The organism is Streptomyces sp. SM1, assembly GCF_002910825.1.
Lineage (GTDB): Bacteria > Actinomycetota > Actinomycetes > Streptomycetales > Streptomycetaceae > Streptomyces > Streptomyces okerensis.
Genome location: NZ_NEUB01000620.1, coordinates 1 through 7,584 on the forward strand (window position 1 = coordinate 1; position 7,584 = coordinate 7,584).

The 7,584-nt window shown below is 64.3% G+C and carries 6 protein-coding genes and 3 pseudogenes; 3 read left to right on the forward strand and 6 right to left on the reverse strand.

From position 1 onward, the window contains the following. A pseudogene (locus B9S61_RS15710) lies at window positions 1-455 on the reverse strand (IS5/IS1182 family transposase); the annotation flags it as partial. Between the two features lie 140 nt (window positions 456-595). Between B9S61_RS15710 and B9S61_RS40345 the strand changes: the two are divergent. After that, window positions 596-2,818, forward strand: a complete 2,223-nt coding sequence (locus tag B9S61_RS40345) for a DNA methyltransferase (RefSeq protein ID WP_308457770.1) — start codon at window positions 596-598, stop codon at window positions 2,816-2,818. Window positions 2,819-3,086: 268 nt separating this feature from the next. After that, window positions 3,087-3,494, forward strand: coding sequence for a hypothetical protein (locus tag B9S61_RS15720; protein WP_181007385.1), 408 nt, complete (start codon window positions 3,087-3,089; stop codon window positions 3,492-3,494). A 300-nt stretch (window positions 3,495-3,794) separates the two neighbouring features. Here B9S61_RS15720 and B9S61_RS15725 read toward each other — a convergent pair whose 3' ends face one another. The 4 genes and pseudogenes from B9S61_RS15725 to B9S61_RS15750 all read right to left on the reverse strand — a co-directional run bounded on the left by B9S61_RS15725 (window position 3,795) and on the right by B9S61_RS15750 (window position 5,852). Further along, window positions 3,795-4,100: a hypothetical protein gene (locus B9S61_RS15725; protein ID WP_103542827.1), complete on the reverse strand. Its 306-nt coding sequence runs from the start codon at window positions 4,098-4,100 to the stop codon at window positions 3,795-3,797. Then, window positions 4,097-4,840 carry a GntR family transcriptional regulator gene (locus B9S61_RS15730; RefSeq protein ID WP_258039677.1) on the reverse strand — a complete coding sequence of 248 codons (744 nt, stop codon included), beginning with the start codon at window positions 4,838-4,840 and terminating at the stop codon, window positions 4,097-4,099. The genes B9S61_RS15725 and B9S61_RS15730 overlap by 4 nt, the downstream gene beginning before the upstream one ends. Before the next feature lie 425 nt (window positions 4,841-5,265). Further along, window positions 5,266-5,562, reverse strand: coding sequence for a hypothetical protein (locus tag B9S61_RS41570; protein WP_103542830.1), 297 nt, complete (start codon window positions 5,560-5,562; stop codon window positions 5,266-5,268). Between the two features lie 12 nt (window positions 5,563-5,574). Then, window positions 5,575-5,852, reverse strand: a pseudogene (locus B9S61_RS15750) (hypothetical protein). A gap of 80 nt (window positions 5,853-5,932) precedes the next feature. On the opposite strand from B9S61_RS15750, the pseudogene B9S61_RS15755 reads away from it, so the two are divergent. Further along, window positions 5,933-6,196 (forward strand): annotated as a pseudogene (locus B9S61_RS15755) (GntR family transcriptional regulator); the annotation flags it as partial. A gap of 28 nt (window positions 6,197-6,224) precedes the next feature. Here the strand turns inward: B9S61_RS15755 and B9S61_RS15760 are convergent. Continuing rightward, entirely contained in the window at window positions 6,225-7,430 is a 1,206-nt protein-coding gene (locus B9S61_RS15760; protein WP_103542832.1) for an ISAs1 family transposase, read from the reverse strand. Window positions 7,431-7,584 lie beyond the last annotated feature (154 nt).

Genomic DNA, 7,584 nt, shown 5'->3' on the forward strand with positions numbered 1-7,584 from the left:
GGCCAGCCGTCCGGGGCGGCGATGACCTGCACGTTTCCTCCGTGGTGCTTGTGCTTGCCCGACCACCACAGGTCCGCGCCGTTGGGGCCGGCGGCAGCCACGCGGTCGGTGCGGATGACCGTGCCGTCCAGATTGAGGTGGGTGTACCCGGCCGCCGCCGCCCTCTCCAGCGCGCTGGACAGATCGGGCGCGTGGCCGGCGAGCACCGTCAGCCCTTCGTGCAGGTAGCGGTAGGCGGTCGGTACCGAGATGCCGTTGTCCCGGGCGAGTTGGACCAGCCGGGTACCGTCGACGAACCAGCGCAGCACGAGTACCGCCTGTTTGAAGACGCCCAGCGCGCGAGTGCCCTTGCGGGTCCCGAGCTGCTCGCGGTGCCCGCGCAGCAGCTTCGCGAGATGCTCGGCGGTCGCCCTGCGGACATCGAGCACGGCGGTGTAGGTGATAATGGACGCCACGTGGAGCCTCTGGTTGTACGGAACGTGATCTTCGCAGACCCGTTCCTACCAGGGGCTTCACTCATGTCTGACACCGAGTCACCATCCCGCCGTCCGGCATCATCACACACCGCAACCGTCACGTTGCTGAGAAGACTTCACTGTTTGCCCTATACGCCGACGACTCCGGCGTATGGGAGCGCGACTTGTTCCTGCAGTTTCTGACCGACCGCACCAGCGAGGATGGCTCCGACCTCGGCGCACAACTGTCGATGCTTTATCAGGTCATGGCTACCCCAGTCGAGAGGCGGCAGAAGAACCTCGACGAGCTAATGGCCCGCTTCCCCTATGTCAACGGCGGCGTGTTCGAGGAACCGCTGACAATCCCAGCGTTTAACGCCGAGATGCGCGGCAAGCTCATGAAAGCCGCCATGTACAACTGGTCATCCATCAGCCCTGCCATCTTTGGCTCTCTCTTCCAGGCTGTGAAAGACAAGAAGGCCCGGCGCGAGCTCGGGGAGCACTATACGACTGAGACAAACATTCTGAAGGTCATCAGTCCGATGTTCCTCGACGACTTGCGTCAGCGCTTCGCCGACCACCAGCACGACATCAAGAAGCTGGAAATCCTCCGCGAGGACATGGGAAGAATGCGCTTCCTTGACCCCGCGTGTGGGTGTGGCAACTTCCTCGTCGTCGCCTACCGCGAGATGCGGGCTCTGGACTTGGCGATTCTAGAGCGACTGCAGGCACTCAGAGGAAAGGGCTGGCAAGAAGGAACCATGTTCTTCGATGAGACGCTCCTGCCAGTGCGTCTGGAAAACTTCCACGGAATCGAGCTCGAAGAGTGGCCGGCCCGCATCGCTGCGACCGCGCTGCATCTGGTCGAGCATCAAGCCAACCAGGCTCTTGAGCTGGCTCTCGGCGTGGGTCCCGACCCCCTGCCTCTGAATAAAATCGACACCATCCAGGTCGGCAATGCCCTCCATATGGACTGGAATTCTGTGTTGCCTGCAAGCAATGACGTCTATGTGCTGGGCAACCCTCCCTTCATTGGCATGAACCGTATGACCCCGGAACAGCAGAGAGACAACCGCCTGGTATTCACCAAGGTCGATGCGAAGGGGCTGCGAACGGGACGTCTGGACTACGTGGCTTGCTGGTACGCCAAGGCAATGGACTACCTACGCCATGCAGGAGATGCACGGGTCGCTTTTGTATCCACGAATTCCATCACCCAGGGTGAACAAGCGCGCACCATGGTTCCCCTTCTAGACCGCCACGGCTTCGCCGTTGACTTTTCCCATCAGACCTTCAAGTGGACCTCTGAGGCCCCCGCAGCAGCTGTTGTCCACTGCATCGTCGTCGGCTTTTCCGGCAAGGCGCGACGAAACCGCAAGACCCGGCTTTTCTCCTATGCAGACATCGCCGGAGAACCTATTGAGAAGCCCACTAGCCGTCTCAACTTCTATTTGTCCGACGGCCCTGATCTGGTGCCAGCAAAACTGACGACACCTGCAGTTCAAGGCATGCCTAACGCCCACAAGGGAAGCCAACCCACCGACGGCGGACACCTACTGGTCACCGAAGCGGAGTACCCGAAACTCGCAGCCGACCCTAACGCAGCTCCGTATCTGCGTCGCTTCGTCCAAGGTAAGGACATGCTGCAGGGCAAGCCACTGCGCTGGTGCCTGTGGCTCAAAGACGCCAACCCTGCACATATTGCAGCGTCCCCATTGCTTCGTGCTCGGCTGGACGGTGTAAAGGAAGCGCGCCTGAAGTCTCCGACTGAATCAGTGCAGGAATATGCGAGCCAGCCAGGTCTGTTCACGCAGGATCGCCAACCCGGCACGGACTACTTCGCCCTTCCAGAGGTTTCCTCAGAAAACCGCCGGTGGATCCCCGGGCGCTTTTTCACGTCTGAGACTGTGGCCGGGAATAAGCTAATCATTTTCCCCGAGGCCCAACCCTGGCACGCAGCACTCCTTCAGTCCTCTATGTTCATGGCATGGGTTGAAACCTTTGCCGGACGCCTTAAGTCCGACATCTCCCTCTCCCCTGGACTGGCCTACTTCCCAGTTCCCTGGCCGATCCCAAACAAGAATCAGAAGACCTCGCTGGTCGAGGCATGGCGAAACGTCGAGGACGCGCGAGCAGCTTATCCGGCATCGACCCTCTCGGAACTCTACGCCGAATACGCGATGCCGGCCCGCCTTCTGAAAGCACACCAGAGCCTTGATGCCGTAGTTGATCGCTTGTTTAGTGGCCGGAAAAAACTATCCGACAACACTGAGCGTTTGAAGGTACTGCTGACAGCCTATGAACGAATGACAACCGCCGGACAGCTGACAATTCCGAAAGCCCGCCGCCGGGCCAGAAATTGATGAGACCGTGGTGGCAGCCTCGCGATCCAGCGGATCTTTCATACTGGTAGACGCTGATGTTGCAGGGCGCGACTGCTCCCAGCCGAGATGCAAGCCTGTGGACCATTCGTGGACGAGGTGACGACTGGTACGGGCTCGCGCTTCCACGACCTGTAGCGTTACCTCAAGCCCATGCGGCCTCCGGAACCATGTGTGATCCAAGCCGCTCCGTTGGGTCGGCCTGTTTGGCATACTCAGGTGTCTGGATCGCGAGCGCAGGGGGTGGGCGATGTACGGCCGGAGCGACGAGGCATGGGATCAGTTGGTCAATGCCGGCTTGAAGTTCCTCGTTGAGCGGGCACAACTCCGTAAGGTCACGACCTACACGGAGATGAACTCTGTACTGGCCCGGCGGACTGGACTGCCTGGCTTCGACTTCGAGCAAGCGGACGAGCGGGCAGCGATGGGCCACCTGCTTGGACTGATAGTGGAACGGGACTACCCAGAGAGCGGGCTCATGATCTCCGCCTTGGTCCACTACCTCGGGGCAAACGATGCTGGACCTGGTTTCTACACACTCGCGCAGCAGCTCGGTCTGCTTCCGAAGGGTTCCTCCGCAACGGTGAAGCTCGAATTCTGGATTGGGCAGGTCAACTCGCTTCACGAGCGCCATGCCCCTTCGCATCTGCCTGGATGATGCGTTCTGTCATGGAATTTGGGCTCTGGGGCAAGCCGGTCAAGGAGGAACTGGAGCTGTCACAGGAGGACCCCCGACCTTCAACGGCATCCCGTCCCATGACATCCACAGGTGACATCAACAGCCATGGATGGCGGCAGTCGGCAGAAGCTTGACGCGGCATGGTCAGCTGGTGGGTGCCAGGCGTGATGGGGGTACCGACCGAATTCCTAAAGCGGTGGTCACACGGCAGCACCGCCGACGGCAGAAGCCCACGGCATCTGAACTGGTCAGAGCCGTGGGCTTCGCCAATCCCGCTGGTCAGCGGAGCCTGTGATCAGTAGACCGGCTGTCCAGGCGGTGACCCCGGCTGGTTGCCACGCGGAGCGTGTTCCTCAGGGCTCCGGTCAGGCTCTTCGCCAGAAGCCGCATGTCGTCCGGGGCCGTGTCGGTGGCGAGCATGTCGATTGCTTGGTCCAGTAGTTCGGTTGCCGTGCCGAGTTGTACTGACTCGATGTTGTCGGCCAGGCGGGACATGTAGCCGCCGCTGTCATCGGTACTGAGGAAGCACGGCTTGCCGTCGGGTCCCGTCCAGGGGAGGAGCCGCAGTTCGTCTGACGTTGTCACGTTTTCGTCGGCCTCTCGTCGATCACGTAGTGAGTGGTGAACACCGCGTCAGCGCGGTCTCCCGGGAGCACCAGGAGGGCCGCCTCGACCACGCGTCCAGCGATGTCGGCCGTCTGGCGTGTGACGGCGAGGACTGCCAGGGCGGAGCTGATCCGAAGGGTGGACACCTCTTCCGGTGTCGGGAGACGAACGCTGATCTCCTCCCGGACCTCAGCCGGTGACGGGCGGAGTTGCGTCAGTCGTGTCACTACCGCCTCGTACGGGAGCGAATCACGGAGCACGGCGGCCGGCGCCAAGTCGCAGGGGACATAGATGCGCGCCAGGCTGTGAGGTCTCTCGCCCTCATGGCCGAGGCAGAGGATCTCGGTCAGAGGGCTGCCGGTCGGCATCTTTAGCAGGGCCGCGAGATGCCCGCGGGCCCGCACCCTGGTGGTATGGACGGTGACGCTCAGGGGTGCGAGATCCATGCTGTGTGCTTCCGGGGTTCGCCTCCCACCGACGTACGTGATTCTGTGGAGCGGACGACGGACGAAGTTCCCCTTGCCGTGGGTCTTCTCGACGAGACCTTCCGCCTGAAGCACGGCGAGGGCATTCCGCAGCGTCGGTGTGCTGACCCTGTACTGCGAGGCCAAATGCGCCTCAGAAGGCAGGCGTTCGCCGGGCTTGAGCCGACCCGTGACGATCCGCTCCCGGAGGTCATCGGCGATGGCGTTGCGTCGTGAGGGCACGGGCGGGATCACCGCCTCTCACTCGCACGAGCCGCAGGGCGACGAGCCGGGTCCCCGTGTGGATGGTCAGCAACTCGCCCGAGTCGAAAACGAGTCGTTTGGCTCCACCGGGCAGTTGGAAGAGGTCAGTCACCCGGCACTGCTGGCCCCCGACCTGGATGACGTCGCCGAGCTGCACGCTGGCCGAGGTGATCTCGACAGGGGAGAGCACCGCGCCGCTGAGTGCCGGCCCCCTCACCGTGCCGCCTCTGTCGGTACTGAGGACTTGGCGATGGTGTGGCACGAGCAGGCGCAGGCTTCATAGATCACCGGCACGTCGACCGGTGCGGTGAGCGGGGACGACTCCGCGCAGGCGTGGTGTGTGCCGATGCGGCAGGACGTCGACCGATAGGAGTTGGGCCCGGGTTGGGTGGTGTGCGGTTGTTGGCGGGAAGGCATCAGCGGTCACCCGCCGAGGCGTACCAAGGGCCGGCGAGGGGAGCGCAGCTCATGGCCGCCGAGCGGTGCCGTGCTCGCGCCTCACTGGCTAGGACGTACGGGCGGACGAGCGCCGTTTCCTCCCCCACGAGGACGCCCGTGTGCTCGCGGTGCCGACGCAGGAGCAGCACTGCGCCGTAAGCGACTTCTGGTGGCACGGCCACCGGCTGCGCAGGCGTTTCGGAGCGGCGGTGCCGACCCTTGTAGAGGTACCGCTCCCTGATGCGCGAGACGGTACGGCGGATACGATTGAGCACGGTGTTCAGCCCCTATCGCTGATGACCCGGTCCCCCGACATCGCCCGTCGCGGGGACCGTTTGCGTACGACCGCCCAGAGGGTGCGGTCATTCGAACTGGTGGCGAGGAGGCCGAAGCGGTCGGCCGTAGCCACCGCTTCCAGGACCTCCCGCCATGACTCGGCGGAGAGTGGTTCCGGCACCTCCGCCTCGATGGCCGTGCAGTCGTCGCGCTCCTCCACACGCGTGGCGAACCCGACGGCCGATAACCGGGCGGCGATGGCCTCCGCGCGCTCCTTGGAAGCAGGCACAGGGCAGCCCTCCGGTTAGCGGCGATCACTTTGAGTGAAGCTAGTTAACTAGATTAGAGCTAGTGGACTAGATTTTCCATATGCCTGAGCAACCGCCCTATCTCCGCATCGCCGACGAACTGCGGCGGCGGATCGCGGAGCACGAGTGGGAACCGGGGGACCGACTCCCTTCCCGCGCCCAGATCGGCCAGGAGTACGGCGTCGGCGACAACGTGGTTCGCCGGGCACAGGAGTTGCTGATCTCCCAAGGGGTGCTCGAAGGCCGCGCCGGTTCCGGCACCTACGTCGCCGAGCCACGGCAGCGCGTGCGCGTGGTCCGGTCGTCCGCGCGGGAACCAGGGTCATTGCATGATCGAGATCTGTCTGGGTTCGTCACGTGAGGCCGAGGGCTCGTAGGGGCCGGTGGTAGTCGCGGCCGGTGTGGCGGAGGGCGGCGGCGATGTTGGTCTGGCCGTCCTGGCGGAAGACGCTGATGGCGAGGTTGCGCAGGGAGGCCATGGAGCGGGGCAGGGTGCCGGTGCGGACCTTGGAGTCGTCCTCGCGGAACGTGCGGTCCCGGACGTGGTGCAGGAGGTTCTCGATACCCCAGTGGCCTCTGATCCAGGTGGCGAGCTCGGTGCAGGTGGCGTCGAAAACGGTCAGGCTGGTGATCAGGTAGACGCGCTCGATGGTCAGCTTCCCGGCGCTTATGTCGCGTCGCCAGCGCACGACTTGGATGGCCTGGTGGGCGCCGGGGTAGTCGAGGTGGCTGAATGCGGCGGCCTTGAGCCGGCGGACCTCGTCGCGGTGGTGGGCGTGGTCGCGCGTGCGGTGCCCGAGCGGGATGTCCCGCCAGGGCAGCGTTCTGACCTGGGCATACAGGCCCGGATGGTTCTTCTTCACGACGGCCACGTAGTGCGCGCCGCGACGGGTCAGATAGGCCCCGTGGTCGTGCTGGGTGTGCAGGGCGTCGGCGGTCACCACCGTGTTCGCCAGCTCGAGTCCGTCCAGCAACGGTGCGAAGGAGGGGATTTCGTTGCTCTTGGAAGCGACCTGCCGCTGGGCCAGGACAACGCCGTGGTGGTCCATCGCCGCCAGCAGCTGGATCGCGGCGGCCGTCTGGGTTCGCGATCCGCGGACCACCTTGCCGTCGACCGCGATCACCCGTCGCACCGGCCCCTCCTCCGCGTCCGGCTCGACCGGGGGCGGCGTTCTGGCCTGCAGATACGCGCTGATCGCCGCATCCAGCGCGTCACCGTCCACACGCTGCAGCAGGCGGCGCACGGTTGCGGCGTGCGGCACCGGCCGCAGACCGGTAAGCGGATCGGCAGCGAAGCCGAGGACACCCAGCACATGCTGCGGGGCATCCGTGATCCACTCGCTGATCGCGATGAGCGACCGGGCCCCGGTCAGCACCGCCGAGACGGCCGCGCACAGCAACGCGAGGGCCGGATACCGCAGCCCTCGCGCATCGCGGGGATCGGCGACCAGAATCAGGAAACGCCGCAGGTCAGCGACATCGCTTGAGGTGAGGGGATCAGTCGGGGAGCCCAGTTGCTCCAGCGCGGAAGGGATGGGCGATGATGTTCGGGCAGGCACGGTCTCGCTCGGTTCTCATGGGTCTCGACAACCACATGATCACCAGCACCGTGCCTGCTCTGCTCTCCGGGGTCCCTTGCCACACAACGGACATGACGCCACGTCACTGACGAGACCGACGAACCGGACCAATCCCAATCGCGCAATGCCCCTG